General features: G+C 70.7%; 20 protein-coding genes. 12 read left to right on the top strand and 8 right to left on the bottom strand.

Annotation, left to right across the window (positions count from 1 at the left end):
- The first annotated feature begins 150 nt into the window (after positions 1 to 150).
- The 3 genes from CRP27_RS03305 to CRP27_RS03295 are packed head-to-tail and all read left to right on the top strand — an operon-like array spanning position 151 to position 3,450.
- Positions 151 to 1,416, top strand: coding sequence for an RNA polymerase sigma factor (locus CRP27_RS03305; RefSeq protein WP_097179299.1), 1,266 nt, complete (start codon positions 151 to 153; stop codon positions 1,414 to 1,416).
- A 4-nt stretch (positions 1,417 to 1,420) separates the two neighbouring features.
- Positions 1,421 to 2,680 (top strand): MurT ligase domain-containing protein, encoded by a 1,260-nt coding sequence (locus tag CRP27_RS03300; protein ID WP_097179298.1) that lies wholly within the window; start codon positions 1,421 to 1,423, stop codon positions 2,678 to 2,680.
- A complete protein-coding gene (locus CRP27_RS03295; RefSeq protein ID WP_097179297.1) occupies positions 2,677 to 3,450 on the top strand; it encodes a type 1 glutamine amidotransferase in 774 nt (257 codons plus the stop codon). The genes CRP27_RS03300 and CRP27_RS03295 overlap by 4 nt, the downstream gene beginning before the upstream one ends.
- A 94-nt stretch (positions 3,451 to 3,544) precedes the next feature.
- Here the strand turns inward: CRP27_RS03295 and CRP27_RS03290 are convergent, their stop codons facing one another.
- Positions 3,545 to 3,769, bottom strand: a complete 225-nt coding sequence (locus CRP27_RS03290) for a hypothetical protein (RefSeq protein WP_079235873.1) — start codon at positions 3,767 to 3,769, stop codon at positions 3,545 to 3,547.
- Positions 3,770 to 3,937: 168 nt separating this feature from the next.
- Between CRP27_RS03290 and CRP27_RS03285 the strand changes: the two genes are divergently transcribed.
- The gene (locus CRP27_RS03285) at positions 3,938 to 6,064 is read left to right on the top strand and encodes a type IIA DNA topoisomerase subunit B (RefSeq protein WP_097179296.1); all 2,127 of its coding nucleotides are present in this window, start codon (positions 3,938 to 3,940) and stop codon (positions 6,062 to 6,064) included.
- A 757-nt stretch (positions 6,065 to 6,821) separates the two neighbouring features.
- Here the strand turns inward: CRP27_RS03285 and CRP27_RS03280 are convergent.
- A complete protein-coding gene (locus CRP27_RS03280) occupies positions 6,822 to 9,308 on the bottom strand; it encodes a DNA topoisomerase (ATP-hydrolyzing) subunit A (protein ID WP_097179295.1) in 2,487 nt (828 codons plus the stop codon).
- A 26-nt stretch (positions 9,309 to 9,334) separates the two neighbouring features.
- Between CRP27_RS03280 and CRP27_RS03275 the strand changes: the two genes are divergently transcribed.
- A complete protein-coding gene (locus tag CRP27_RS03275) occupies positions 9,335 to 10,486 on the top strand; it encodes an alkaline phosphatase family protein (RefSeq protein ID WP_097179294.1) in 1,152 nt (383 codons plus the stop codon).
- A 19-nt stretch (positions 10,487 to 10,505) separates the two neighbouring features.
- Here the strand turns inward: CRP27_RS03275 and sepH are convergent, their stop codons facing one another.
- Positions 10,506 to 11,519 carry a septation protein SepH gene (sepH, locus tag CRP27_RS03270; RefSeq protein ID WP_176505447.1) on the bottom strand — a complete coding sequence of 338 codons (1,014 nt, stop codon included), beginning with the start codon at positions 11,517 to 11,519 and terminating at the stop codon, positions 10,506 to 10,508.
- A gap of 273 nt (positions 11,520 to 11,792) precedes the next feature.
- Between sepH and CRP27_RS03265 the strand changes: the two genes are divergently transcribed.
- The gene (locus tag CRP27_RS03265) at positions 11,793 to 12,092 is read left to right on the top strand and encodes a DUF4193 domain-containing protein (RefSeq protein ID WP_031263038.1); all 300 of its coding nucleotides are present in this window, start codon (positions 11,793 to 11,795) and stop codon (positions 12,090 to 12,092) included.
- 314 nt (positions 12,093 to 12,406) lie between these two features.
- On the opposite strand, the gene CRP27_RS03260 is transcribed toward CRP27_RS03265, so the two are convergent.
- A complete protein-coding gene (locus tag CRP27_RS03260; protein ID WP_097179292.1) occupies positions 12,407 to 12,838 on the bottom strand; it encodes a DUF3093 domain-containing protein in 432 nt (143 codons plus the stop codon).
- A gap of 65 nt (positions 12,839 to 12,903) precedes the next feature.
- Between CRP27_RS03260 and dut the strand changes: the two genes are divergently transcribed.
- The 5 genes from dut to dxs all read left to right on the top strand — a co-directional run bounded on the left by dut (position 12,904) and on the right by dxs (position 20,013).
- Positions 12,904 to 13,395 (top strand): dUTP diphosphatase, encoded by a 492-nt coding sequence (gene dut, locus CRP27_RS03255; protein ID WP_097179291.1) that lies wholly within the window; start codon positions 12,904 to 12,906, stop codon positions 13,393 to 13,395.
- Positions 13,392 to 14,114 (top strand): DUF3710 domain-containing protein, encoded by a 723-nt coding sequence (locus tag CRP27_RS03250; RefSeq protein ID WP_255257410.1) that lies wholly within the window; start codon positions 13,392 to 13,394, stop codon positions 14,112 to 14,114. Before dut ends, CRP27_RS03250 begins: the two co-directional genes overlap by 4 nt.
- 13 nt (positions 14,115 to 14,127) lie before the next feature.
- The gene (locus CRP27_RS03245) at positions 14,128 to 14,880 is read left to right on the top strand and encodes a DUF3159 domain-containing protein (protein ID WP_097179290.1); all 753 of its coding nucleotides are present in this window, start codon (positions 14,128 to 14,130) and stop codon (positions 14,878 to 14,880) included.
- Between the two features lie 128 nt (positions 14,881 to 15,008).
- The gene (acnA, locus tag CRP27_RS03240; protein WP_097179289.1) at positions 15,009 to 17,825 is read left to right on the top strand and encodes an aconitate hydratase AcnA; all 2,817 of its coding nucleotides are present in this window, start codon (positions 15,009 to 15,011) and stop codon (positions 17,823 to 17,825) included.
- Between the two features lie 253 nt (positions 17,826 to 18,078).
- Positions 18,079 to 20,013, top strand: a complete 1,935-nt coding sequence (gene dxs, locus CRP27_RS03235) for a 1-deoxy-D-xylulose-5-phosphate synthase (protein ID WP_097179288.1) — start codon at positions 18,079 to 18,081, stop codon at positions 20,011 to 20,013.
- 125 nt (positions 20,014 to 20,138) lie between these two features.
- On the opposite strand, the gene CRP27_RS03230 is transcribed toward dxs, so the two are convergent.
- The 4 genes from CRP27_RS03230 to CRP27_RS03215 form a co-directional block, all read right to left on the bottom strand.
- Positions 20,139 to 22,277 carry a 3-hydroxyacyl-CoA dehydrogenase NAD-binding domain-containing protein gene (locus CRP27_RS03230; RefSeq protein ID WP_097179287.1) on the bottom strand — a complete coding sequence of 713 codons (2,139 nt, stop codon included), beginning with the start codon at positions 22,275 to 22,277 and terminating at the stop codon, positions 20,139 to 20,141.
- Between the two features lie 2 nt (positions 22,278 to 22,279).
- Positions 22,280 to 23,512, bottom strand: coding sequence for a thiolase family protein (locus tag CRP27_RS03225; RefSeq protein WP_176505446.1), 1,233 nt, complete (start codon positions 23,510 to 23,512; stop codon positions 22,280 to 22,282).
- Between the two features lie 106 nt (positions 23,513 to 23,618).
- Entirely contained in the window at positions 23,619 to 24,845 is a 1,227-nt protein-coding gene (locus tag CRP27_RS03220; protein WP_097179285.1) for an HRDC domain-containing protein, read from the bottom strand.
- Entirely contained in the window at positions 24,842 to 25,423 is a 582-nt protein-coding gene (locus CRP27_RS03215) for a DUF3000 domain-containing protein (RefSeq protein ID WP_097179284.1), read from the bottom strand. The genes CRP27_RS03220 and CRP27_RS03215 overlap by 4 nt, the downstream gene beginning before the upstream one ends.
- Positions 25,424 to 25,446: 23 nt before the next feature.
- Here CRP27_RS03215 and CRP27_RS03210 point away from each other — a divergent pair, with 23 nt between their 5' ends.
- Positions 25,447 to 26,670 carry an alpha/beta fold hydrolase gene (locus CRP27_RS03210; RefSeq protein ID WP_176505445.1) on the top strand — a complete coding sequence of 408 codons (1,224 nt, stop codon included), beginning with the start codon at positions 25,447 to 25,449 and terminating at the stop codon, positions 26,668 to 26,670.
- Positions 26,671 to 26,693: the final 23 nt, after the last annotated feature.

Here is a 26,693-nt window from a genome sequence, read left to right as displayed (position 1 = left end):
CAGTGCGCCGCAGAAACCGGGGGACTTGACATGGGTCCTAGTGCTGCCCGGAACGGTAGGACCTGACGACGTGTGAGACCACGGCGCAGGCCCTGGGCGGCGAGGGAGGCCACGACCCCACGAACGTGGCACGACGAGAGAGGTGATCGCATGGCTGCCCGGAGCACGACGATCGATCCCACGAAGGACACCGAGCCCGAGGGCACCGCAGCGGAGAGCGCTGCGGAGGCCGAGGGGACGGCCGCGCCGAAGAAGCGCGCCACCAAGACCACCGCCAAGAAGGCCGCCCCGAAGAAGACGGCCCCGAAGGCGAAGAAGCAGGCCGACGACGAGGACCTCGACGAGGAGACCCCGGTCGCCGAGGCCGACGTCGACCCCACCGACGACACCGAGACCGACGAGAAGGACACCAAGCCGGACGCGGCCGCAGCGGTCGCCGCCGGTGCGCTCGTCATCTCGCAGTCCGACGACGACGAGGCCCCGGTCTACTCGACGACCATCACGGGTGCCACGGCCGACCCCGTCAAGGACTACCTGAAGCAGATCGGCAAGGTCGCCCTCCTCAACGCCGAACAGGAGGTCGAGCTCGCGATGCGCATCGAGGCCGGCCTGTTCGCCGAGGACAAGCTGCAGCACTCGACCGGTCTCTCCAAGCCCGAGGAGCGCGAACTCCGCTGGGTCGCCCGTGACGGGCAGCGTGCCAAGTCGCACCTGCTCGGCGCGAACCTCCGTCTGGTCGTCTCGCTCGCGAAGCGCTACACCGGCCGCGGCATGCAGTTCCTGGACCTCATCCAGGAGGGCAACCTGGGCCTGATCCGTGCGGTCGAGAAGTTCGACTACACCAAGGGCTTCAAGTTCTCGACGTACGCCACCTGGTGGATCCGTCAGGCGATCACCCGTGCCATGGCCGACCAGGCACGCACGATCCGCATCCCGGTCCACATGGTCGAGGTCATCAACAAGCTGGCCCGCGTCCAGCGCCAGATGCTGCAGGACCTCGGTCGCGAACCCACTCCGGAAGAGCTCGCCCGCGAGCTCGACATGACCCCGGAGAAGGTCGTCGAGGTGCAGAAGTACGGCCGCGAGCCCATCTCGCTCCACACCCCGCTGGGTGAGGACGGCGACTCGGAGTTCGGCGACCTGATCGAGGACACCGAAGCGGTCGTGCCGGCCGACGCCGTCGGGTTCACGATGCTGCAGAAGCAGCTCGAGAGCCTGCTCGACTCCCTGTCCGAGCGCGAGGCGGGCGTCATCCGCATGCGCTTCGGCCTCGGTGACGGCCAGCCGAAGACCCTCGACCAGATCGGTGACACGTTCGGCGTGACGCGTGAGCGCATCCGCCAGATCGAGTCCAAGACGATGGCGAAGCTCCGCCACCCGTCGCGGTCGCAGTCGCTGCGCGACTACCTCGAGTAGGCCGATGCGGTTCTTCATCCCGATCCTCATCGGGCGGATCCTCCGCGCCCTCGCCAGAGCGCGGGGCGGGGGATCCGCCTACCCCGGGTACATCGTGCTCAAGCTGGTGCCGAACTTCCTCCAGCACGTGACGCGGCAGTTCCCGAACGGCGTCGTCTTCGTGCTCGGCTCGAACGGCAAGTCGACGACGACGCACATGATCTCGGACATCGTCCGGGCGCACGGGCTCCGAGTCTTCACGAACCCGTCCGGCGCGAACCTGCCGCAGGGCATCGCGTCGGCGCTCCTGTCCGAGGTGTCGCTGACCGGTCGCCTCAAGGCCGACATCGGCATCCTCGAGGTCGACGAGGCCTTCGCGGTCGAACTCGCCGGCATCCTGTCGCCGTCGACGGTGACGATGCTCAACGTGCAGGTCGACCAGCTCTACCGGTTCTTCGAGACCGAGCGCGTCGCGACGATGATGCTCGACACCGCGGCGCTGTCGACGGCGAACGTCATCACCAACCGTGACGACCAGTTCCTCGACGCCTACGTCGGCTCGGACGGTCAGCGGGTGCTCCGCTTCGGCGCGAGCGCCGAGGTCGTCGCCGCTGCGCCGAACGGTCTGCAGAACGCCGACGACTTCGACCGGCAGGACGCCGTGCCGAACGTCGCCGACGCCGAGGTCGTGGTGAACACCGGCGACGGCGCGACCATCCGCTTCGGCGGCGCCGACATCCCGGTCCGTCTGCCCGCCCGCGGGCTGCACTACGCGGTCGACGCGGCGGCGGCCACCGCGACGGCGAGTGCCGCGCTCGGTGCGCAGTTCCGCGCCGACGCCGTGACGAAGGCCTTCGGGACGATGAAGCCGGCGTACGGCCGCGGTGAGCGTCTGCCCATCGCGGGGGAGTCCGCCGAGTTCACGATGTTCAAGAACGCCGCGAGCCTCCAGCTCAACCTCGACGCGCTGCCGGAGCACCCCGAACAGGTGCTCATGGCCATCGACGAGGGCACGCCGGACATCTCGTGGATCTACGACATCGACTTCTCGAAGCTCGACCACGTGGACGTCGTCTCCGGCGACAAGGCGTGGCAGATCGCGATCGCGCTCGAGCACGCCGGTGTCCGCATCGGCCGCGTCGAGCCCGACGTCGAGGCAGCCATCGCCCTCATGCAGGGCCTCGGTGCGACCTCGACCGGGACGAAGAACTTCATCGTCAACTACGAGATCATGATGATCGCCCGCAAGGCCCTCGGCCACCCGGACATGGAGAAGACCGCATGACGGCCGAACGGCTGACCATCCTGCACGTCTACCCCCGCCAGATGGGTGTGTCGGGCGACCGCGGGAACGTCGCGGCGCTCGTTCGCCGCGCGGCCGCCGCGGACATCGACACCGAGGTGCTCGAGTACGCCCCGGGTGACGCACTGCCCACCGCGGCGGACGTCGTCGTGATCGGCAACGGCCCGCTCAGCGCCATGCGGTCCCTCGGTGACGACGTCACCCGGATCGGTGCTCCGTTGCGCGAGTTCGCCGCTGCCGGTGTCCCCGTCGTCGCGGTCGGTGGCGGGTTCGACCTCACCACGAACGAGGTCGTCCCCACCGACGGCGCCGTCGTCCGGGGCTTCGGGGTGTTCGACGCCCGGGCCGTCCGCGGCGCCGAGCGTCGGGTGAACTACTTCGTGCTCGACACGAGGTACCCCCTGCTGCCGGGGGCGTCCACGCGCCTCGCGGGCTTCGAGGACCACGCCACGACGATCGAACTCGGCGCGGGTGTGCAGCCCTTCGCGGACGTCGTCTCGGGCGGCGGCAACCAGGCCGGTGCGCCCGTCGAGGGTGCGATCGTCGGCAACTCGTTCGGCACGCACACCCAGGGGCCGATCCTGCCGCTGAACCCGCAACTGACCGACGGCGTCCTCGCCGCCGCGACCGCGCGCCTCGGCCGCGAGTACGCGCCGGACCCGGAGCGCACGGCGACGATCGACCGGTACGCGCGCGAAGCGCGCGCCACCGTCGACCGCTACGTCGACAAGGCGTTCAAGCGGATCGCCTGAAGCGACGCCCGAGAACGCGACCAACGAACAGACGGGAGGCGCGGTGCCAGCTGGCACCGCGCCTCCCGTCCGTTCTGGGTGACGACTCGGTCGTCTACTTCGACTCGTAGAGTCGGCTGCTCTCGTCGTGCCACTCGATGGCGGTCGCCGCGAGCTTGTCCTTGAACTCGGCGCCGTGGTGGGCGCAGAAGAACAGTTCACCGCTGGCCATGGTCGCTCGGATGTACGCCTGCGCGCCGCAGCTGTCGCAACGGTCGGCAGCGGTGAGCTGGTGGCTGCTGACTTCGTCGATGGAGAGGTCCTGCACGGTCTGGGTCATTGCTGTGCTCCTCACGGATCGCAGGGGGTGCGGGTTGGTCCACCTATTTCAACACGTGATGCCTGAGAGTCGTGCATTGTGCAGCCCCCATTTCGCTCAGCGCGGATCGACTGTCCCCAGTCCGAGTGTCCGCGCAGCAGTGTCGGTGCGTGTCGCTAGCATCGGAAGGTGAGCTCCGACTACTCCGCACGCCATCTCTCCGTCCTCGAAGGGCTCGAGGCGGTCCGGAAGCGCCCGGGCATGTACATCGGGTCGACCGATTCCCGCGGCCTCATGCACTGCCTGTGGGAGATCATCGACAACTCCGTCGACGAAGCCCTCGCCGGACACGGTGACGAGATCGGCGTGGTCCTGCACGAGGACGGCTCGGTCGAGGTCCGCGACACCGCCCGTGGCATCCCCGTCGACGTCGAGCCGAAGACCGGGCTGACCGGGGTCGAGGTTGTGTTCACGAAGCTGCACGCCGGCGGCAAGTTCGGCTCCGGGTCGTACGCCGCGTCCGGTGGTCTCCACGGCGTCGGCGCCTCGGTCGTGAACGCACTGTCGGAGCGCCTCGACGTTGAGGTCGACCGCGGTGGCAAGACCTACGCGATGTCGTTCCACCGCGGGGAGCCCGGCACGTTCGACGACTCGAAGGGCATCGGGCCGGACGCACCCTTCTCGCCGTTCACCTCGGGCAGCGAGCTCCGTGTCGTCGGCAAGGTGAAGAAGGGCGTCACCGGTTCGCGGATCCGGTACTGGGCGGACCGTCAGATCTTCACGGCCGACGCGAAGTTCAGCACGAGCGACCTCGTGAGCCGTGCGCGCCAGACGGCCTTCCTCGTCCCCGGACTCGGCATCACCATCACCGACTCCCGGCCCGCCTCGATCGAGGCAGCGGCCGCCCGTGCGGAAGCGACGGGCACCACGGTCGAGACCGGTCCGGTCGTCGAGCGCTTCCGGTACGAGGGCGGCATCGGTGAGTTCGTCGATCACCTCGCCGTCGACTCCGCCGTCACCGACGTGTGGCGCATCCAGGGCACGGGCACGTTCACCGAGACCGTGCCGATGCTCGACGACAAGGGGCACATGGTGTCCACCTCGGTGTCCCGCGAGTGCGAGGTCGACCTGGCCCTCCGGTGGGGCAGCGGGTACGAGACGGTGTTCCGCAGCTTCGTCAACATCATCGCGACGCCGAAGGGCGGGACGCACCAGGCCGGCTTCGAGTCCGGCGTGGTCAAGGCCGTGCGCGCCCAGGTCGAGGCGAACGCCCGCAAGCTCAAGGTCGGGCAGGACAAGCTCGAGAAGGACGACGTGCTCGCCGGCATGACCGCTGTGCTCACCGTCCGCCTGCCCGAGCCGCAGTTCGAGGGGCAGACGAAGGAGGTCCTCGGCACGCCGGCCGTCCGCAAGATCGTCGACCAGGTGGTGTCGAAGCGGCTCACCGAGATCCTCACGTCGACGCAGCGCACCGAGAAGGCCCAGGCCGCGACGCTGCTCGAGAAGGTCGTCGCCGAGATGAAGACCCGCATCTCGGCGCGGGCGCACAAGGAGACCCAGCGCCGCAAGAACGCGCTCGAGAACTCCTCGTTGCCGACGAAGCTCGCCGACTGCCGTTCGCAGGACACCGAGGGCACCGAGCTCTTCATCGTCGAGGGCGACTCCGCGCTCGGCACCGCCAAGCTCGCCCGCAACAGCGAGTACCAGGCCCTCCTGCCGATCCGGGGCAAGATCCTCAACGTGCAGAAGGCGTCCGTGTCGGACATGCTCTCGAACGCCGAGTGCGCCTCGATCATCCAGGTGATCGGTGCCGGTTCCGGCCGGACGTTCGAGATCGACCAGGCGCGCTACGGCAAGGTCATCATCATGTCCGACGCCGACGTCGACGGCGCCCACATCCGGACCCTCCTGCTCACGCTGTTCTTCCGGTACATGCGGCCGATGATCGAACAGGGCCGGGTGTTCGCCGCAGTGCCCCCGCTGCACCGTGTCGTCGTGGTGAACCGCGGCAAGGCCAACGACACGCTGTACACGTACTCCGAGCAGGAACTGCAGGCGGTCCTGAAGAAGCTCGAGAAGCAGGGCAAGAAGTACCAGGAGCCGATCCAGCGGTACAAGGGCCTCGGGGAGATGGACGCGGACCAGCTGGCCGAGACCACGATGGACCGCACGCACCGGACCCTTCGCCGGGTGAACATCACGGATGCCGAGGGTGCTGCGAAGGTCTTCGAGCTGCTCATGGGCAACGACGTGGCCCCGCGCAAGGAGTTCATCCTCGCGGGCGAGGGCCTCGACCGCGACCGCATCGACGCGTAGGCGCGCCGCGCGGGGCCGGGCGGCGGGCGGCGGGAGGTCTGGCGCGAGACTCGGGCTGCGCGACCGATCTCGTGCTGATCGCCGCGAGAAGAGTCGCCCAGCGCGAGTCTCGGCCAGCCCGTCGCTGCGACGTGTCCGCGAGAGCGACATCGTTGCGCAAGGGTTCGCCGTCCGATCCGCCAAAGCGACAGTGTCCCGCCGAAGTTCAGCGGCAGTCTGTCGCTTTCGCGGAGGCCCGGCCCGCGCGAGACTCGGGCTGCGCGACCGTTCTCGGGCCGATCGCCGCGAGAAGTGTCGTTCCGCGCGAGAATCGGCCAGCCCGGCGCCGCGACGTGTCCGCGAAAGCGACATCGTTGCGCCAGGGTTCGCCGTCCGATCCGCCGAAGCGACAGTGTCCCGCCGAAGTTCGGCGGCAGTGTGTCGCTTTCGCGGAGGCGCGGCCCGCGCGAGACTCGGGCTGCGCGACCGATCTCGTGCTGATCGCCGCGAGAAGTGTCGTTCCGCGCGAGACTCGGCCAGCCCGGCGCCGCGACGTGTCCGCGAAAGCGACATCGTTGCGCCAGGGTCCGCCGTCCGAACCGCCGAAGCGACAGTGTCCCGCCGAGGTTCAGCGGCAGTCTGTCGCTTTCGCGGAGGCCCGGCCCGCGCGAGACTCGGTCTGCGCGACCGATCTCGTGCTGATCGCCGCGAGAACGGTCGCCCAGCGCGAGACTCGGCGCAGCGCAGCGCAGCGCAGCGCAGCGCCGCGCGCCCGCGCCTACGCCTCGCCCGCGGTCCCGTCGAGCGCCGCGGCGCTCCCGCCGATCGTGCCGATCAGCGCGTCGAGCGGCGCCCCCGAGCCGTCCCGCTTCGACAGCCAGTCCGGCAGCGTCCGGGCAGCGCCGTCCGACCCCACCGCGTGCGGCGGAGCGATGCCCGCCCACGCCACGGTGAGGCCGTCCTCGCCCTTCAGGAACGCGTGCGCACGGACACCCTGGGTTGCTCGGCCCTTCGCGGGGAACTCCGAGAACGCGGAGACCTTCGCGCGGCCGGAGTCCGTGCCGGGCAGCGCCGAGGACGACGTCGACACGGTGGCGACCACGGCGTCGTCGGAGCGGGGGACGGACCCGAACCAGATGACGGACGCCCCGGCAGCCAGTGCCACACCGGCGACACCACCCGCGGGCAGACCCTGCGGCCGGACCGCGGCGGCACCGAACCGGAGCAGTTGCGCGTTCGAGGTGATGAACACGAGGTCGTCGGACTCCGGCGCCTGGGCGGCACCGACGACGGAGTCGCCCGGCTTCAGGCCGATCGCGACGACCTCGTCCTTGTCGGGCCAGGCACCGGCCGTGACACGCTTGACGATGCCCTGCGCGGTGCCGATGGCGAGCGAGTCCGGCGCGTCCGGCGAGAGGTCGATGAGCGCGACGACGGTCTCGGTGCGGGCGATGCCGAGGTACTCCGCGACACGCACTCCGGCGTCGAGCCGCACCGAGGCGGGTGGGACGGCGGGGACGTCGACGGGGGAGAACCGGAGCACCCGCCCCGTCGTCGTGAGCGCACCGACCTGCCCGCGCACGGTCGACAGGACGGTCGAGCGGACGGCGTCGTGCTTCGACCGCTTCGGCACCCGGACGATGCCCAGGTCGGTGTCGGGGATGTCGACCCGTACGAGGCGCCCGGTCGTCGACAGCAGCACGCGGCACGGGGCGTCGGCGATCTGCAGCGACTCGGGGTCCACCGCTGCCTTCCTGCCCCCGCGGACCGGTGCGTCCGCCTCGGTCAGCAGCGTGCGACGCGGCGTCGCGAACTTGTCCGAGACCTCGGTCAGCTCGAGCGCGACCTGGGCGCGGAGCCGCTCGTCGGACGCGAGGAGCTCCTCGAGCGCCGCGATCTCGGTGAGCAACTGGTCGCGCTCACCCTCGAGTTCGAGGCGCGAGAACTTCGTCAGCCGCCGGAGTCGGAGTTCGAGGATGTACTCGGCCTGCACCTCGGACAGGTCGAACACCGTCTGCAGGCGGGAGCGCGCTGCCTCGGAGTCGTCCGACGACCGGATGACCTCGATGACCTCGTCGATGTCGAGGATCGCGATGAGCAGCCCCTCGACCAGGTGCAGCCGCTCCTTCTTGCGCGCGAGGCGGTACCGCGACCGACGCGTGACGACGGACAGGCGGTGCTGCACGTAGACGTCGAGGAGCTCGCGGAGTCCGAGGGTACGGGGCGATCCGCCGACGAGGGCGACGTTGTTGATGCCGAAGCCGTCCTCGAGCGGGGTGTGCTTGTACAGCTGCTCGAGCACGGCGGCCGGGTTGAAGCCGCTCTTGATGCCGATGACGAGCCGGAGCCCGTGGTTGCGGTCGGTGAGGTCGTTCACGTCGGAGATGCCGACGAGCTTCTTGGACTGGACGCCGTCCTTGATCTTCTCGATCACGCGCTCGGGGCCGACCAGGTACGGCAGCTCCGTGACGACGAGCCCGGCCTTGCGCGGGGTGAGGTTCTCGACGGAGACCTTCGCCCGGGTCCGGAAGGAACCGCGGCCGCTGGCGTAGGCGTCCCGCACGCCGGAGAGTCCGACGATCGTGCCGCCGGAGGGCAGGTCGGGGCCCGGGACGAACTCCATGAGCTCTTCGAGGCTGGCCTGCGGGTTCATGAGCAGGTGCTTCGCGGCCTCGACCACTTCGCCGAGGTTGTGCGGCGCCATGTTCGTCGCCATGCCGACCGCGATGCCCGACGCGCCGTTGACCAGCAGGTTCGGGAACGCCGCGGGCAGCACGCCGGGCTGCATGATCTGGTTGTCGTAGTTCGGGACGAAGTCGACGACGTCCTCGCCGAGGCCCTCCGTCATGGCCATGGACGGCTCGGCCAGTCGGGCCTCGGTGTACCGGGCAGCGGCCGGTCCGTCGTCGAGCGAGCCGAAGTTGCCGTGCCCGTCGACCAGCGGAACACGCATCGTGAACGGCTGCGCCATGCGGACGAGGGCGTCGTAGATCGCGCCGTCGCCGTGCGGGTGCAGCTTGCCCATCACCTCTCCGGTGACGCGGGCGCTCTTCACGTGCCCGCGGTCGGGCCGCAGGCCCATCTCGGACATCTGGTAGAGGATGCGCCGCTGGACGGGCTTCAGGCCGTCGCGTGCGTCGGGGAGTGCCCGTGAGTAGATGACGGAGTACGCGTACTCGAGGAAGGAGCCCTGCATCTCCTCGGAGACGTCGACGTCCTCGATGCGTTCACCGTCGGGCAGGCCGACTGCTTCCGTGCGTGCCATGGCACCCTTCTGCGAGACTGGGGGAGATGGGAACAAGCGTACCGACGGCCCCCGACGCCACCGCCAACCTCGCCGACGTCTTCCCGAGTTGCCTCGTCGCGCTCGGCGCTGCGGACGACGCGTGGTTGCGCACCACCGGCCTGGAGGCACGGATCACCCTCCGTCCCGCCCGTTCCGCGATCGTCGTGCTGGTCGACGGCCTGGGGGCCGGCGCGCTGGCGGCCCGTGCGGGCCACGCGCGGTGGCTCGCCGCCGGCAAGCGGAAGCTGCGCAGCGGCTTCCCCACGACGACGGCAGCGGCGCTCAGCACCCTCACCACCGGCCGGTCGCCCGGCGAGCACGGTGTGGTCGGGTACAGCGGCTGGAACCCGGCCACCGGCGCGGTCATGAACCTGCTGAGCGGCTGGGACGACGAGGTGCCGGCCGACTGGTTCCTCGCCCGGACCCTGTTCTCCGAGGCGCCCGAGCTCGGTGTCGACCCCGTGGTGGTCGGTCCGGCCCGGTACCGCTCGTCGGGGATGACGGCGAACGTGCTCGGCGGTGCCCGGTACGTCCCGGCCGACTCGATTCCGCAGCGCGTCGACGCCGCCCTCGCCGAGACGGTGTCGGGTCGGTCGCTCGTGTACCTCTACGTCCCGGAGCTCGACTCGATCGGGCACAAGAACGGGTGGCAGTCCGATCGGTGGACCGGCGCCCTCGAACTCCTCGACGGCGAACTCGCACGGCTCGACCGTTCGGCCGCGAGCGACGTCGGGATCGTCGTGACGGCGGACCACGGCGTGCTCGACGTCCCCGACCACGCCAACATCGCGATCGACCCGCTCCTGCTGACGGACGTGATCGGCGTCGCCGGGGACCCGCGCTGCCGGCAGCTGACCGTCGCACCGGGAACCGACGTCCGCTCCCTCGTCGGGGCCTTCCGTGCGCGCTACGGCAAGAAGGCGTACGTCGCCAGCCGTGACGAGGCGATCGCGGCGGGGTGGTTCGGCGCGGTGTCGGACGCCGTGGTCGACCGGATCGGCGACGTCATCGTCGTGGCCCGCGGCTCGTGGGCGTTCAACGACGACCGCGGCCTGCGCGAGGGCGAACTGCCGAAGCGGATGATCGGCCAGCACGGTGCCATGACGGACGAGGAGACGATGGTGCCACTGCGCCTCGCCGGAGCGTTCGCGCAGTAGCCCACCCGGCCGCCACGGATCAGGCGGGGTCCTCGTCCGGTCGCGTGCCGAAGACGATCTCGTCCCAGCTCGGCATCGACCGGCGGTTGCGCTTCTTGCGCTCCTGTCGGCCGTTCTCGGGCTCCGGGGCGGAAGCGGGCCGCGCGTCCTGCGGCTCGGCGGCCGACGAGTCGTCCTCGAAGCCCTGGAGCGGGATGTCCACGACGCTGATCGAGGTCACGCGCGGTGCGTCCTGCTGCTCACCGAAGGCCGCGGACTCGCGCTCACCGCGTCGGCGGCGCAGGGCCTCGAGCAGGTCGGCGGTCTCGTTGCCCGGGGCGCGCTCCTCGACGGCCGCACCGATGCGGGGGAGCGGTGCACGGAGCGGACGCTCCTGCACGTCGGGGTTGGTGACGTCCTCGTCCGGCTCGTCGACGCGGAACGCACCGGAGTCGAAGCGGGTGCCGTCGGTGTCGTGGTGGTCGGTCTCGACCGCGCGGAGGCGGGGCGCGATGCCCTCGTCGTCGGTGTGCGACAGACGGTGCGCATCGCCGTTGTCCGGCGTGAGGGTCGCCGTCTTCGGGTCGAAGCGCCACTGCGCGTCGTGCTCGACCTCGGCTGCGGTGTAGTGCACGCGCACCTGCCAGCCGCTCTCGACGTGCTTCCATGACGCCCAGCTGACCGCGGTGGCCTCGCCGGCCTCGAGCTTGGCGGTGATCGCCTCGCCGAAGGTGACCGGAGCCTCGTCGTCGACCGGGGTGACGGCGACCCGGTGCGCGGCGTCGAGGATGAACGCACGCTCGGCGAGCACGGGGCCCTCGAAGCGACGGACGTACTCGACGTCGACGTCGAGCGCCGCGGCGACCTCGGCGGCGTCGGCGCCACCGCGGATGCGGGCCTGGACGTCCTTCGGGGACACGCGCTTCTGCGGACCGGACTCGGGGTTCGCCTGCCGGACCTGGCCCGGCAGCGACGAGGTCACGGGCAGCCGGAACTCGGTGCCGCCGTCGGTCGCGAGCAGGAGTGCCCCGGACTCCACTCCGATGACTCTCACGTCTTGCATGGTTCCGCCTTCCGAGCGTCGCGTGCGGTCGTGCGTCGTACCCCAGGAGTATGCAGCCGTGGACACCCGTTCCCGCGGAGGCGCACGGGCGTGCCGCGGACTCCCGTGACGCGTTTCCGGACGCCGGGAATAGCTGCGCACGACGACGGGTTGCAGCGCCAGAACGACCCGCCGGAGGCTTCGGTTTGCGCTCTGGCGAGACGTGGTGCAAACTGTCGCCGCCGATCACCGGCGACGACCTCTCGATACGAGAAATGGATGGGCATGGCCACCGATTACGACGCCCCCCGGAAGACCGACGACAACTCCGACTCGGAGTCGATCGAGGCCCTCAAGGAGCGCGTTCCCGACAAGATGTCGGGGGTCGTCGACGATGATTCCGACAACCCCGGCAGCTTCGAGCTCGCCGGACAGGACCTCAGCGACGTCGACCTCGACGTCGTCGTGCTCCCGCCCCAGGTCGACGAGTTCACCTGCGTCGAGTGCTTCCTGGTGAAGCACCGCTCGCAGCTCGACCACGAGTCGAAGCTCGGCCCGGTCTGCGCGGAGTGCGCGGCGCTCTAGGGGCAGTACGCACGGGAACGTACGAACACGAACGGCCCGTCACCGCGAGGTGACGGGCCGTTCTGCGTGTCCGGGTCCGATGTCGGACGACCGCGAGATCGTTCCTTCCCAGAACGCCCGCGATGGAAGGCGGAACCGGGCACACCTGGTCGGGTGTTCCCGCCAGGTACGCCCGCTTCGACCAGGTACGCCCGTTCTCGCCGCGCCACGAGACGGCGTGCCAACGCACGCGCGGTGGGACGGAACGCGCGGGGCGGGGCCGCGCCGTGCCTCCAGGCCGACAGCGGCGAGGCGGGGACCGACGCGACCCGGGCTCAGGAACGCAGCGCGGCGACCACCGCTGCCGGGTCGCGCACGCTGACCAGCCAGTACGGCGTCGGGTCCGCGGCGTCCGCGACCTCCACGCGCACGACCCCGCGCACGTACCCGCGGAAGAGCGTCCACGCGCGGGCGTCGAGCTTCGGGCCGCGCTGAGTGGTGGCCTCGGCGCCGTCGAACGCCTCCGCCGAACCGACGAGCGACCGGGGGAGGTGGGCCTTGCCGGCGCGGAACTCGGTGTCCGTGACCTCGATCGTCGGGGCGAGCGCCCAGAGCAGGACGAGCACGCCGAGCTCCATGCCGATCGCGACCAGCACGCCGGCGAGCACGCTGATCGGCAGGAACACGAGGAGGCTGGCGGGGATGACGAGCGCCGTCGCCAGGTAGAGGACGGGCGGAGCCCACAGTCGTTCGCGGTACAGGGTCACGACACCATTCGACCACGACTCCGGTCAGGTCACGGAACGGTCACGGTCTGCACTACCCTCGACACGTGACCGAACCAGTCGACGTGCTCTGGACCGGGGAGAACGCTCCCGGATACGCCCACCCCGGTGACGCCGGTGCCGACCTCGTCTCGACGGAGGCATTCGTGCTGCAGCCGGGCGAGCGTCGTCTCGTGGGCACCGGACTCCGGATCGCGCTGCCCGACGGGTACGCGGCGTTCGTGGTCCCGCGCAGTGGCCTCGCCGCGAAGCACGGCATCACGATCGTGAACGCGCCGGGCACGGTGGACGCCGGGTACCGGGGCGAGATCAAGGTCGCACTGCTCAACACCGACCAGTCCGCGGCACACGAGGTGCACGTCGGCGACCGCATCGCCCAGATGATCGTGATGCCGGTCCCGCGCGTGTCGTTCACCCGCGTCGACGAGCTCCCCGACAGCGTCCGGGGCCAGGGTGGCTTCGGGTCGTCGGGCTACGGTGACCGGAGCGGCGCCGTCAGCGGCACCGCCGACAACGCTCAGGAAGGAACGCGCGCATGAAGTTCGGTCGACGCAAGCGTGACGAGGTCGAGGTGGCCGAGGCCGTCGCCGACGAGGTCGAGATCGCGGACACGACGCCGGAGGTCGACATCGCGACCGACGCCGACGCCGACCTCGACGAGGTGGACGCCGTGGCGCCGACCGACAAGTCCGCGCCGGACGACCGCGCCGACAGCGGGCCGCACGACGAGACCGAGGCGAACCTGGTCCGCCCGTACGTCGACCTCGGTGGCGTGAAGGTCCTGCCACGAGAGGGCCTGCACCTGCGGCTCGAGGTCGAGGAGGGCTCGCAGCGCGTCGTCGCGGTCGGGCTCGACTACGACGAGTCGACGCTGCAGGTCCAGCCGTTCGCGGCTCCGCGTTCGACCGGGCTCTGGCACGAGATCCGCGCGCAGATCGCCGAGCAGATCGAGCGGCAGGGCGGCGTCGTGACCGAGGTCGACGGCCCGTTCGGCCCGGAGCTCCGTGCACAGGTGCCGGTCGTCACCGACGGCTCCGGCGTGACCGACGGCGCCCGCCCCGCGCGCTTCATCGGCGTCGACGGCCCGCGCTGGTTCCTGCGCGGCGTGATCGCCGGCAAGGCCGCCGAGTCCCCGGACGACGCCGCCGAGATCGAGGACCTGTTCCGCAGCGTCGTCGTGGTCCGCGGGAACACGCCGATGCCGCCGCGCGACCTGATCCCGCTGCACATGCCGAAGTCGACGCAGTCGGCCATCTGAGCCTGGAGGCACGGTGCCGGACAACGACGACACCTCCCGTCCCGAGACGGGTGCGTCCGACGCGCTGCCGTCGTTCAACGAGCAGTTCCGCGCGGCCGTCGCCAACACCGGGCTCGGCAAGGTCGCCCCGGGCGAGGCGCCCTCCGGGCACGCGCTCGTCGCGGCGATCGGCGGGGTCCGCGGGCTCGCCGAGTCGGTCCTGCCCGGGCTCGCGTTCCTCGTCGTCTACGCGATCACGAAGGAGCTCGTCCCGAGCGTCCTGATCCCCGTCGCGATCGGCGTCGTGTTCGTCGTGCTCCGGCTGCTCCAGCGACAGTCGCTCGTGATGTCCCTGGCCGGGATCCTCGGCGTGGCGATCTCGGCGGGCCTCGCGCTCATCACCGGGCGCGCGGAGAGCAACTTCATCCCCGGCATCGTCATCAACGCGGTCTGGCTCGTCGGGCTCCTCGTGACGCTCGCGATCCGGCAGCCGCTCATCGGGCTGGTCGTCGGGTTCCTGCTGCCGCCGAACGAGGACGGCAGCCACCAGGACTGGCGTGCGGACCCGGCCAAGCGCCGCGTGCTCACGGTGGCGACCTGGCTGTGGGTCGGGCTCTTCGCGATCCGGCTCGTCATCGAGGTGCCGCTGTACCTGACCGCCCAGGTCGAACTGCTCGCGGGCATCAAGCTCATCACCGGCGTCCCGCTGTACGCGGCGCTGCTCTGGGTGACCTGGTTGCTCGTCCGCACGGTGTTCAAGCGCGAGGGCGACACCGCCACGGTGTAGAGTTGTCTCGACATCGAGACACTTCTCCTCGGCCCTCCCAGGGCTGCGGGGTTTAGGTTTGCCTTGCTGGTGGGACGCCGTGCGCCCCGCTTGGATGGGGGCACACCGATCAACAGGGAGGCGGCACAGTGGCTGCAGTCAACAGCTTCGGCTCGAAGGACACACTGTCGGTTGGGGGTGTCGACTACGCGATCCACCGGATCGACACGGTGCCCGGGCACGAGAAGCTCCCGTACAGCCTGAAGGTGCTGCTCGAGAACCTCCTCCGCACCGAGGACGGCAAGAACGTCACCGAGGGGCAGATCCGCGCCCTCGGGTCGTGGCAGCCCGACGCCGAGCCGGACACCGAGATCCAGTTCTCGCCGGCGCGCGTCGTCATGCAGGACTTCACCGGCGTGCCGTGCATCGTCGACCTCGCCACCATGCGCGAGGCGATGGCCGACATCGGCGGCGACCCGAACAAGATCAACCCGCTGTCGCCGGCCGAGATGGTCATCGACCACTCCGTCATCGCCGACCTCTTCGGTCGCGAGGACGCCCTCCAGCGCAACACCGACCTCGAGTACGAGCGGAACGGGGAGCGCTACCAGTTCCTCCGCTGGGGCCAGACCGCGTTCGAGGACTTCAAGGTCGTCCCGCCGGGAACCGGCATCGTGCACCAGGTCAACATCGAGTACCTGGCGAAGGTCACCTACACGCGTGACTTCGACGGCGAGACCTACGCCTACCCGGACACCCTCGTCGGCACCGACTCCCACACCACGATGGTGAACGGCCTCGGCGTGCTCGGCTGGGGCGTCGGCGGCATCGAGGCCGAGGCAGCGATGCTCGGCCAGCCGGTGTCGATGCTCATCCCGAAGGTCGTCGGCTTCAAGCTCTCCGGGTCGATCCCGGCCGGTGTGACCGCGACCGACGTGGTGCTCACCATCACGCAGGAGCTCCGCAAGCACGGCGTCGTCGGCAAGTTCGTCGAGTTCTACGGCGAGGGCGTCGGCGAGGTCCCGCTCGCGAACCGCGCCACCATCGGCAACATGTCGCCGGAGTTCGGCTCCACCGCGGCGATGTTCCCGGTCGACGACGTCACGCTCGACTACCTCCGTCTGACCGGTCGCGACGACGCGCAGATCGCACTGGTCGAGGCGTACGCCAAGACCCAGGGGCTCTGGCACGACCCGTCGGTCGAGCCGAACTACTCCGAGTACATGGAGCTCGACCTCTCCACGGTCGTCCCCTCGATCTCCGGCCCGAAGCGTCCCCAGGACCGCATCGAGCTGTCGAAGGCGAAGACCCAGTTCGAGGTCGACCTCAGCAACTACACGTCGCCCAGCGAGCAGACCGACCTCGACGACGCGGTGGAGGAGACCTTCCCGGCCTCCGACCCGATCGCCGCCGGGTCGACGAACGAGGACACCACGACGCACGAGCACGTGTACGTGTCGAGCGCGCCGTCGACCGCCTCGCAGCCGACCAAGGTCGCGATGGACGGTGCGGACCCGTTCACGATCGACCACGGCGCCGTCGCGATCGCCGCCATCACGTCGTGCACGAACACGTCGAACCCCTCGGTCATGATGGCCGCCGGCATCCTCGCCCGGAACGCCGCGAAGAAGGGCCTCAAGGCCAAGCCGTGGGTCAAGACCACCCTCGCGCCCGGCTCGAAGGTCGTCACCGACTACTACGAGAAGGCCGGTCTGACGACCTACCTCGAGGAGCTCGGCTTCTACACGGTCGGCTACGGCTGCACCACCTGCATCGGCAACTCGGGCCCGCTGCCCGAGGAGATCTCGCAGGCCGTGCAGGACAACGACCTCGCCGTCACCGCGGTGCTCTCCGGCAACCGCAACTTCGAGGGCCGCATCAACCCCGACGTGAAGATGAACTACCTGGCGTCCCCGCCGCTGGTCATCGCGTACGCCCTCGCCGGGTCGATGCACTTCGACTTCGACAAGGACGCCCTCGGCACCGACCAGGACGGCAACGACGTCTTCCTGCAGGACATCTGGCCCGACGCGGTCGAGGTCCAGCAGGTCATCGACGCCTCGATCGACACCGAGATGTTCACCCACGAGTACGGCTCCGTGTTCGAGGGTGACGACCGTTGGAAGAACCTGCCGACCCCCACGGGCGACACGTTCGAGTGGGACACCGAGTCGACCTACGTCCGGAAGCCCCCGTACTTCGAGGGCATGACCATGCAGCCCGACGCGGTGTCGGACATCTCCGGCGCCCGGGTGCTCGCGAAGCTCGGCGACTCGGTCACCACCGACCACATCTCGCCGGCCGGTTCGATCAAGGCGGACAGCCCGGCGGGCCAGTACCTCGCCGAGCACGGTGTCGACCGCAAGGACTTCAACTCCTACGGCTCGCGTCGCGGCAACCACGAGGTCATGATCCGCGGCACGTTCGCGAACATCCGCCTCCGCAACCAGCTCCTGGACGGCGTGGAGGGCGGCTACACCCGCGACTTCACCACGCCGGACGGCGCACAGTCGTTCATCTACGACGCGTCGCAGCACTACCAGGAGCAGGGCATCCCGCTCGTCATCTTCGGCGGCAAGGAGTACGGCTCCGGCTCGTCGCGCGACTGGGCGGCGAAGGGCACGAACCTGCTCGGCGTGAAGGCCGTCATCACCGAGAGCTTCGAGCGCATCCACCGCTCGAACCTCATCGGCATGGGCGTCGTCCCGCTGCAGTTCCCGGCCGGTGAGTCGATCGAGTCCCTCGGGCTCGACGGCACCGAGGTCGTCTCGATCTCCGGGCTGACCGAGCTGAACGAGGGCCGCACCCCGAAGACCGTGCACGTCACGGCCGAGCCGAGCGAGCACTCGCCGGCGGGCAAGCAGACGATCGAGTTCGACGCGGTCGTCCGCATCGACACCCCGGGTGAGGCGGACTACTACCGCAACGGCGGCATCCTGCAGTACGTGCTGCGGTCGCTCGTCTGACGCAACCAGGATCCGAACAGGAGGCGCGGTGCCAGCTGGCACCGCGCCTCCTGTCCGTACGCGGGTCGCACGGCGGCGCGCCCGCCGCGATGTCCGCGGTCTGCCGACGAGTGCGCGCGGTGGGACGCGTGCAGTCGTCGTCACGGTGCGCACCTGACGGACTGGAGGCGCGGTGCGGCGCCGCCACGCGCCTCCCGTCCGTTGTCGGGTCCCGAGAATAGAGTGGGCCGACAGCCCCACGAAAGGAGCGCCCGTGAGCCTGCTGAGCAGCATCACGTCGCCGCGCGACCTGAAGCCTCTGTCGGACGCGCAGATGACGGACCTCGCCGCTGAGATCCGACGCTTCCTCGTCGCCGAGGTCGCGAAGACCGGCGGCCACCTCGGTCCGAACCTCGGCGTCGTCGAGCTGACCCTCGCGATGCATCGGGTGTTCGACTCGCCGCACGACCCGTTCGTCTTCGACACCGGGCACCAGTCGTACGTGCACAAGCTCGTGACCGGGCGGCAGGACTTCTCGCGGCTCCGGGAGCGCGGCGGCCTGGCGGGCTACCCGCAGCGGCGCGAGTCCGAGCACGACATCGTCGAGTCCTCGCACGCGTCTTCCTCGCTGTCCTGGGCCGACGGCATCTCGCGCGCCTTCGTGCAGACCGGACAGAGCGACCGCACGGTCGTCGCGGTGGTCGGTGACGGGGCGCTGACCGGCGGCATGACCTGGGAGGCGCTCAACAACATCTCCGACGGGAACGACCGTCGGCTCGTCATCGTCGTGAACGACAACGGGCGCTCGTACGCCCCGACGATCGGTGGCATGGCGCGGTTCCTCAGCTCGGTCCGGACGCGGCGGGAGTACCGGGCGCTGTACGAGACCACCCGGGCCGTCGCGGGGCGCTTCGGCGCGCCGGGACGGGCGATCTACCGCGGGATGCGCGGCGGCCTGCACGGGTTCCTGTCGCGGTTCACGAACAACGAGGCGCTGTACTCGAACCTCGACATCAAGTACATCGGGCCGGTCAATGGACACGACCAGCGCGCGATGGAGGCGGCCCTCCGCCAGGCGAAGGAGTACGGCGCGCCGACGATCGTGCACGCCATCACCGAGAAGGGACACGGCTTCGAGCCGGCGCTCCGCGACCAGGCGGACCAGTTCCACGCCGTCGGGCACATCGACCCGGAGACGGGCGAGTCGCTCGACGTGTCGTCGGGGCCGTCGTGGACGTCGGTGTTCGCGTCGACGCTGGCCACGGTCGGCTCCGAGGACGAGACGATCGTGGCGATCACCGCGGCCATGCTCCGACCGACCGGGCTGCACCTGTTCCAGGAACAGCACCCGTCGCGCGTGATCGACGTGGGGATCGCGGAGCAGCACGCCGTGACGACCGCGGCCGGGCTCGCCTACGGGGGACTGCACCCGGTGGTCGCCCTCTACGCCACGTTCCTCAACCGGGCGTTCGACCAGGTCCTCATGGACGTCGCGCTGCACAGGGCGGGCGTCACGTTCGTGCTCGACCGCGCCGGCATCACCGGACCGGACGGGCCGTCGCACCACGGCATGTGGGACCTCGCGCTGCTGCAGGTCGTGCCCGGCATCCGGATCGCCGCACCCCGTGACGCGCCGACGCTGCGCGAGGAGTTCCGCGAGGCAGTCGCGGTCGGCGACGCCCCGACGGTCCTGCGGTGGTCGAAGGGGCAGGTCGGGCCGGACATCCCCGCGCTCCGGCGACTGGACGACGGCGTCGACGTGCTGCACGCGCCGGACTCCGGTGCCGAGGAGGACGTCCTGCTGGTCGCGGTCGGCTCGATGGTCCCGATCGCCCTGGAGGCCGCTGCGCTGCTCGAGGCGCAGGGCATCGGCGTCACGGTCGTCGACCCACGGTGGGTGGTGCCGATCCCGGTGTCGCTCGTCGAACTGTCCCGGACGCACCGCCTCGTCATCACCATCGAGGACGGCGTGCGGGTCGGGGGTGTCGGGACCCGGCTGCGGCAGGACCTCCGTGCGGCGGGCGTCGACACCGGTGTCAACGAGCTCGGGCTGCCGGACGAGTTCATCGACCACGCGTCGCGGTCCCAGATCCTCGCCGACGTGGGGTTGACCGCGCAGGCGATCGCCCGAGACGTCATCGACCAGGTCGTCGGCACGAAGCTGCCCCAGGCGAAGCCGGCGCGGTCGCGGTCGTCCGTCGACGGCTGAGCGGGCACTGCCCGGCGCCGCTGGTGCGCCGTGCTCCGGCACGACCAAAGTCACCCCGAACCACGGATTCGCGCGGTTCGGGGTGACTTTGGTTGTGCGGTGGCGACGCGGCGCGGCCGCCGGCCCTAGCGGGAGGCGGGGCCGACGATCAGCGGCTCGTGGAACGCGCCGCCGAAGACCCGCTCGGACGCACCGGAGCGGTCGAGGTACGGGCTGATCCCACCGGCCTGGAACGGGTAGCCCGCACCGAGGATCAGGCCGAGGTCGATCTCCTCGACGTGCTGAACCACCCCGTCCTCGAGCATGCGGTGCAGCTCGTCGGCGAGGGCGTCCTCGAAGCGGCGCTGCATCTCGGCAGCGTCGACCGGCTTCGCGTCCTTCTTCGCGGGTGCGACGAGCTTCACGGCAGCGGGGTCGTACCCGGTCGCGGCGCCCTTCTTGTCGCGGGTCAGGATGTGTCCGAACTCGGCGATCTTCTTCAGCCCGTCGCCGGGGTAGAAGCGGTCCGGCCATGCGGCGTGGTGCGAGTCGAGCACGTGCGCACCGACCGGCAGCCCGACGAGTTCGAGGAGCTCGAACGGCGACATCGGCAGACCGAGCGGCGCAGCGCCCTGAGCGACGACGTCGAACGACGTGCCCTCCTCGACGCCGCGCATCGCCTCGCCGAGCACCCGCGCGAGCACGCGGTTGACGACGAAGCCCGGCTGGTCGGCCGTGATGATCGCGGTCTTCTTCAGGGTCTTCGCGACGGCGAGGGCCGTGGCGAGGGCCTCGTCCGAGGTCTTCGACGCGCGGACCACCTCGAGCAGCGGCATGACCGCGACCGGGTTGAAGAAGTGGAACCCGACGAGGCGTTCCGGGTTGGCGAGCACCGAGGCCATCTCGTCGACCGACAGCGACGACGTGTTCGTGGCGAGGATCGCGTCCGGGGCGATGACCTGCTCGATCTTCCGGAAGACGTCCTGCTTGACGCTCATCTCCTCGAACACGGCCTCGATCACCCAGTCGGCGTCCGCGAACGCGTCGTAGGAGACCGATCCGGACACGAGCGCCCTGATGCGGTTCGCGTCGTCGGGGGAGACCCGGCCCTTGTCGAGCAGCTTGTCGACCTCGCCGCGGATCCGTTCCACACCCGCGTCGACACGGCTCTGGTCGACGTCCGTGATGACGACCGGGACGCCGAGTCGCCGCGCGAAGAGCAGGGCGAACTGGGACGCCATGAGTCCGGCGCCGAGCACACCGACCTTCGTGATCTTCTTCGGTTCGACGCCCTCGGGGGCACCGACGGGACGCTTCGCCCGCTTCTGCACGAGGTCGAAGGCGTACATCGACGCGGCGAACTGGTCGCCCGAGATGAGGTCGGCGAGGGCGTCGTCCTCGTCGGCGAAGCGCTCGTCCAGCGATCCGGACTTGGCCGCCGCCACGAGGTCGAGGGCGCGGAACGGCGACTTCGGGACCGTGCCGATCTTCGACGCCACCTGGCTGCGGGCGACCTTGACCACGGTGCCCCACGCGGCCTTCTCGATCATGCCCGGCTCGTTCTTCCGGACGACCTTGGTCCGCCCGGAGACCACACCGTCGACCCACGCCACCGCGGAGGGCAGGAACGTGACCGACGGGATGAGCGCGTCGCCGATGCCGAGCTCGACCGCGGCCGGGCCGTCCATCAGGCGGTTGTTCTTGAGCGGGTTCTCGACGATGACCCGCAGCGCCTTCTCCGGACCGATCAGGCGTGGGAGCAGCGTGGCGCCGCCCCAGCCCGGGATGATGCCGAGGAAGACCTCGGGGAGCCCGATGCCCTGCGCCGCCGACGAGAACACGCGGTAGGTGCAGTGCAGGCCGATCTCCAGGCCGCCGCCGAGGGCGATGCCGTTGATGAACGCGAACGACGGGACGCCGAGGTCGGAGAGCTTCCGCAGCGTGGCGTGCCCGAGGGCGGCGAGGTCGTGTGCGGCCTCCCGCGACGGCACGGCGGCCGCCTGGGAGAGGTCGGCCCCGGCGGCGAAGCAGTACTCCTTGCCGGTGATCGCGACCGCCTGGACCGTGCCCGCGGACGCCTCGGTCTTCAGGGTGTCCAGCACCCCGGAGAGCTCGTACAGCGTGCGCGGCCCCAACGTCGAGGGACGCTTGTAGTCCTTGCCGTTGTCGAGCGTGATGAGCGCGAGCGTGCCACCCGAGGGGAGCGCGACGTGCTTCACGTACGAGTGGGTGACGACCTCGTCCTCGCTGAGGGCGAGGAGCCGGTCGTTGTCGACGATGGTCATGCTCACGCCGCCTTCCGTGCTGCGGACTTGCTGAAGTTCGGGTTCTCCCAGATGACGGTGCCGCCCTGGCCGAGCCCGATGCACATCGTGGTGATGCCGTACCGGACGTCGGGACGCTCCGCGAACTGCGCCGCGAGCTGGGTCATCAGGCGGACGCCGCTCGAGGCGAGCGGGTGCCCGACGGCGATCGCGCCACCCCAGGCGTTCACGTTCGTGGAGTCCTGGTCGATGCCGTAGTTGTCGAGGAAGGCGAGCACCTGCACGGCGAACGCCTCGTTGATCTCGAACAGCCCGATGTCGTCGATCGTCAGACCCGCCTTGGCGAGGGCCTTGTCGGTCGCCGGGACGGGGCCGATGCCCATCACCTCGGGGTCGACGCCCGCGAACGCGAACGAGACCATCCGCATCTTCGTCGGCAGCCCGTGCTGCTTCGCGGCGTCGGCCGACGCGAGCAGGCTCATCGTGGCGCCGTCGTTCAGGCCGGCCGCGTTGCCGGCCGTGATCCGTCCGTGGGGTCGGAACGGCGTCTTCAAGGCGGCCAGTGCCTCCAGGGTGGTCCCGGGCCGGGGCGGCTCGTCACTGGAGACGATGTCCCAGCCCTCGCCCGTGTTGACCTCGACCGGCACAAGGTCGGGCTGGAGCTTGCCGGCGGCCCACGCAGCGGCGTAGCGCTGCTGGGACTGGACGGCGTAGGCGTCCGTGCGGTCCTTGGTGATCGCGGGGAAGCGGTCGTGCAGTCGCTCCGCGGTCTTGCCCATCACGAGTGCGTCGCCGTTGACCATGCGCTCCGCGATGAAGCGGGGGTTCGGGTCCGAGTTGAAGCCCATCGGGTGGCGGCCCATGTGCTCGACCCCACCGGCGATCGCGACGTCCGCCGCGCCGAAGGCGATGGCTCCTGCGAGCGTGGTGACGCTCGTCATGGCACCGGCGCACATCCGGTCGATGGCGTACCCGGGGACCGTCTTCGGGAGGCCCGCGAGCATCCCGACGGTCCTGCCGAGGGTGAGTCCCTGGTCGCCCTGCTGCGTGGTGGCCGCCACGGCGACGTCGTCGACCGCGGCCCCGTCCAGCGAGGCGTTCCGGTCGAGGAGTCCGCGCATCGCGTGCACCGCGAGGTCGTCGGCGCGGGTCTTCCAGAACACCCCCTTCTCCCCGGCTCGTCCGAACGGTGTCCGAACGCCGTCAACGAAGACGACGTCTGCTGCCTTTGGCAATCTGGGCCTCCAGATCCTCATCGATCAGGTCGGGGCACGTTCCGCCCCGACCGGCCGGGACGTACCCGGCATGCAGTGTCGACGCTATGCCCCGAGCCTGTGCGGACGCATGCCGGTTGGGGCGTTCCTACGACTCCGTGTTGCTCTCGGCAGCAGGCTCCTGTGCAGCAGCGACAAAGGCGTGCGCGATGATCGACGCGGTCTCCTCGACCTGCCAGGGACGGGCGTCGTGCGCGGCGAGCACGGCCCCGACCGTCTCGGTGGCGATCGGCTGCGGCGGCTCCCACGACACGATCCGGAGCGTCTCCGGGGTCAGCAGGTTCTCGACGGGCAGGTCGAGCTCCTCGGCGCGTGTGACCACGGCCGCGCGTGCGGCCTTGTAGCGGCGGTCGGCTGCCGGGTTGCGATCAGCCCAGGCGCGGGGCGGTGGCAGCGTGGCTTCGCCGGTGCCGCGGAGCTTCGGGAGGTCCTCGGTCGTGCGGCCCTCCTCGACGGCGGCCCACCACCGATCGAGCTCGGTGCGGCTGGCGCGGCCGGTGAAGGCCTTCACACCGCCCAGCTCGCCCTTCGACGCCGGGTTCGCCGCTGCGGCTGCCACGATCGCGGAGTCCGGGATGGTGCGGCCCGGCGCGATGTCCGATTCGCGGGCGTAGGCGTCACGCGCGGTCCAGAGCGACCGAGCGATCGCCAGGGCCCGGGTGCCTCGGAGGGCGTGCATGCCGGACAGTCGGCGCCAGGGCTCGGCCTTGGGGGGCTTCGGTGCCCGGGTCAGCACGGCGGCGAACTCCTCCTCGGCGATCCGGGACTTGCCGGCCTCGTCGAGCTTCTCCGCGAGGGCGTCGCGGAGGTCGGGGAGCAGTTCGACGTCGAGCGACGCGTACACGAGCCACGACTGCGGGAGCGGTCGGGTCGACCAGTCGGCGGCGGAGTGCGCCTTCGCGAGCGTGATGCCGAGCAGCTGCTCGACGACCGCCCCGAGTCCGACACGTGGGAAGCCGGCGATCCGGGCACCGAGCTCGGTGTCGAAGATGCGGGTGGGGACGAGGCCGACCTCCTGCAGGCACGGAAGGTCCTGCGAGGCGGCGTGGAACAGCCACTCCTCGTCGACGATGGCGTCCTGCAGCTCGGAGAAGTCGCCGATCGGGATCGGGTCGAACAGGAACGCACCGGCGCCCCGGCGGAACACCTGGATGAGGTAGGCGCGCTGCGAGTAGCGGTAGCCGCTGGCGCGCTCGGCGTCGAGGGCCACCGGTCCGTGCCCGGCGGCGATCGCGGCGACGGCGTCCAGGTACTCCTCGCGGGTCGCGATGACGTGCACCGCGTCGTGCGAGTCCTCGAAGGCGGGGTCAGTCACTTCGCGAGCCTCCTCGGGGCCAACAGGGTCACGCCGTCCGACGCGGGCGGCAGACCGGCGAGCATCGCCACGATCTCCTCCCAGGCCTCGACGTGGGCGGTCAGGTCAGCGTCCCGCGGCGTCCACGACGCGCGCAGCTCGAGCTGCGCACCGTCGCCCTGCGCCGCGAGGTCGCCGTACCCCCGCGAGATGATCTTGGTCGCAGTGCCGGAGGCGTGGTCGTACGCGGCCCCGTGCGCGGCGAGCGCGTCCACGAGCCAGCTCCACGTCACATCGGCGACGAACTCGTCGACGCCGATCTCCGGTTCCAGCGGTGCCTGGGCGAACGTCACGATGCGGAACGCGCCGCCCCAGCCCTCCGGCTCGTCCGGGTCGTGCAGCGCGATGAACCGGCCCGTGCCGAGGTCGGAGTCGATGCCGTGCGCGGCGCCCGAGACGTCCGCCGCGAGGGCGATCGAGAAGGGTGCGATGCGCGAGGGCGAGGGGATCTCGGTGATCGTCGTCTCGGCGCGGGTGCCACCCGACGCCACGAACGCGCGGAGCCGCGCGAACGCGTCGGGCTCTCGGGTTTCGGACACGAATGCAGACTAGGCTCCGGACCATGTCCCGATCCGCGCGACCCGCCGAGGACGTCGTCCAGGAGACCGCACGATCGGCCGGGTTCGTCGCACTGGGAGCCGGCATCGCAGCGGCCGCCGTCACCACCGCGGTGATCGGCGGGTTCGTCGCGGCGGTGGCCCGAGCGGTGGTCACCCCGGACCGCAAGCGCACCGAGCGCGTCCCGATCCACGCCGTCGACCCCGTCCGGGGGACCGTGACGCTCGAGCGCACCGCGGACACCGAGCTGCAGGGCCGCTACAGCCTCTGGTTCGGCGGCGGCACCGGGCACATGCGCGTCGGCGAGGTCCTCGGCACGACCGACACGACCGTCACGCGCCGCATCATCGCGATCGACGCCGGCGACCCCACGGCGGCCCGGCGCGGTCGGTGGGGCGGCTGGTTCTACCTGACCCCCGGCGAGCTCGACGTCCCGGTGGAGGACGTCGACGTCTCCACCCCGAACGGCCCCGCACCCGCGTGGGTGATCCGCGCGGACGACCCCGATGCACCATGGGCCGTCCTCGTGCACGGCCGCGGCGTGACCCGCGCCGAGACGATCCGCGCCGTGCCGGTCTTCCGGGCGGCCGGGTACTCCGTGGTGCTGGCGAGTTGGCGGAACGACGGGGTCGCCCCGCGGAGCGTCGACGGCCGCTACGGTCTCGGCAGCACCGAGTGGGAGGACATCGACGCCGTCCTCCGCTGGGTCTCGGGCCAGGGCGCGTCGAGCGTCGTGCTCATGGGCTGGTCGATGGGCGGCGCGGTCGTGCTGCAGACCCTCGTCCGCTCACGGTTCGCGGGACTCGTCGACGGGGTCGTGCTCGAGTCGCCCGTCGTCGACTGGCACGCGGTCCTCAAGTCCCAGAGTCAGCTGCTCCGCCTGCCGCGGCCGGTCCGCAAGGTCGCCCAGCGGCTCCTCCGCACGCCCGTGCTGCACCGGCTCACCGGCCTCCGTCAGCCCGTCGACCTGCGCGAGCTCGACATGGTCGCGCGCGCCGACGAGCTGCACGTCCCCATCCTCCTCATGCACAGCGACGACGACGGCTTCGTCCCGTCCTCCGCGTCGCACGCACTGGCCGAGGCCCGCCCGGACCTGGTGCGGCTCGAGATCCAGACGACCGCCCGGCACACCAAGCTCTGGAACCACGACGCCGACTGGTTCGACGCCCGCATCCTCGCGTGGCTGACCGAGGTGGTCCAGCGCGACGGCGCGGCCAGCGCGCGGTAGACGCGACCCGAGGCGGACGGGAG

This window comes from Curtobacterium sp. 314Chir4.1 (assembly GCF_900215175.1).
Taxonomy (GTDB): Bacteria; Actinomycetota; Actinomycetes; order Actinomycetales; family Microbacteriaceae; genus Curtobacterium; species Curtobacterium pusillum_A.
This window is presented reverse-complemented; position numbering and strand designations above follow the sequence as displayed.